Raw genomic sequence first — 2,415 nt, 5'->3', positions numbered from 1 at the left:
TGCTCCAGATGGTATTTACGACGTTAATGGTGTAGATACGGCTTATACTGGTGGTTTAGTTCCTGAAGATACAGATTCGGACACCTTTCCAGATTATATAGACACAGATGCCGATGATGATGGTCTTTTAGACAACGCAGAAGCGAGTTTAACACTTACAGGAATTTATGGTAACAACGGTTTAGATAATGCTTATGATAATGGAGACAACTATTTAGACGTAAACGGATCTTTTGACAACACCCAAACAGACAATTTCCCAGATGAAGATGGAGATGTTTTAAATGCAGGTGATGTAGATTATAGAGATGACACTTTTACCATAGATAATGATGATGACAATATTAGCGACGAAACAGATTTAGATGACGATAACGATGGTATTGTAGATTTAATAGAATTTGGAACTTGTAGTTCTAACAACGGAATTTTAAATTGGGATAATGAATACCTAGAAGGAGACGCTGTTGTTACAAATGGTGATGACCCAATTACAACAAATCCTTCTGTAACCAACGCAAATGTTACAATATCATTATCTAGAACAAGTAACGTTAATAGTGAAAGTAATTATAGAATTAATGATGCCACAACAGCGAACAGTTCTTACAACTTAAATCAGGGTGCATCATCTAATGCTTTATCTAGACATAAATTTAACTTTAGCGCACCCGTTTTTGGTGCTACTTTTACAATTTATGATGTAAATCAAGATGTGACAACAATAGCTACTGATAAAGTACAAGTTATTATTACAAAACAAGATGGTACTAACTATACGCTAATACCAGCAAACTATACAGTAGGTGCTACAAACACATATTTGGGTGCAAATACTTTTCAGGGTACAGGCACAGGGGCTTCAAATATAGTTATCAACTCTATAAACGAGTGGATATCTCAAATACAAATTGTTTACGAAAATGAAGGTACAGGTAGTTTAACAGATTTTCAGAATATTGCTATTGGTAATATTGCCTTTTGTACACCTGTAGATTCAGATGGTGATGGTGTTTTCGACTTTAGAGATTTAGACGCAGATAATGATGGAATTCCAGATAATATAGAAGCACAATCTACACAAGGTTATATCCCTCCTACAGGTAATTACAGCCTTTTTGGTATTGATTTAGCCTATGATACTGGTATTACTCCTGAAGATACAGATGGAGATTCTGAACCAGATTATTTAGATCTAAATTCAGACAACGAAGGTGCTTTTGACATTGTAGAATCTGGTAGTAGTTTAACAGATGCTAATACAGATGGTGTTGCAGATGGTTTACCTGCAGATTTTGGTACAAATGGTCTTATAAACTCTTTAGATGATGATGGTGCTGGTGATACGGATAGTGATGGTTTCGGAGAAGGTGATGGAGATAATTATAAGGATGTTAATGGAACTTTTGATGATACTCAAAATGATAATTTTACAGACACAGATTCAGATGTAAATATTGGTGGAGATGTAGATTATAGAGACGATATTGTGGGCGTAGATTCAGATGAAGATGGTATTATCAACAGCATAGATATCGATGATGATAATGATGGTATAATTGATACAGTAGAAAGTGGTGGAAACGATCCAGATGGAGATGAAGATAATGATGGTATACCTAACTACAGAGATAATTCAGATGATGGTAATGGTGGTCCAGGAGGAACTACAGATTATACTGATACAAACTCAGACGGTATCCCAGATGTCTTTGATTTTGATAATGATGGTGTTGCAAATCACTTAGACATAGATGCAGACAATGATGGTATCCCAGACAATGTAGAAGCACAAACAACATTAGGTTATGTTACTCCATCAAATGTAGATACAGACGCTGATGGATTAGATGACGCTTATGATACAGATTGTACACCTTGTGGAGGTATTACTGGTGTAGATTTATCCGTACCTAATAATCATGACACAATAGATGAGCCAGACTATTTAGATACAGATTCAGACAATGATGGAACTCCTGATATCGAAGAAAACGGAATGGCTAATTCTTTATCTGGAACAGACACAGACAATGATGGTTTAGACGATAATTTTGAAGGTGCAGATGTTAACGATAATTATGATGTAAATGATGAAATAAACACACCATCTACAGATTTACCAGACACAGACTCAGACGTAAGCACAACTGGAGATGTAGATTATAGAGATGACACAGAAGATCCAATAACACCAGGAGTACTATTTAATACGTTATGGCTAAGAGCAGATTTAGATGTTACTGGTGGTGCAAATGTTACGCTTTGGGAAGATCAGACAGCTAGTTTAGATTTTACTGCTCTTGGCGGACAAGAGCCTGATGTAACAGCAAACCTTTTAAACTTTAACCCAACAGTTACTTTTACACCTGCAAATAACGATGCATTAACTTTTACAGGAAATCTAGACCCAAG

The 2,415-nt window shown here is 35.8% G+C and carries 1 pseudogene; it reads left to right on the top strand.

From position 1 onward, the window contains the following. Positions 1-2,415, top strand: a pseudogene (locus ACTG3S_RS11170) (hypothetical protein); the annotation flags it as partial.

Source organism: Polaribacter sp., assembly GCF_965656025.1.
Classification (GTDB): Bacteria; Bacteroidota; Bacteroidia; order Flavobacteriales; family Flavobacteriaceae; genus Polaribacter.
The sequence above is the reverse complement of the archived record's forward strand: the minus strand, read 5'-3'. Positions and strand labels throughout refer to the sequence as shown.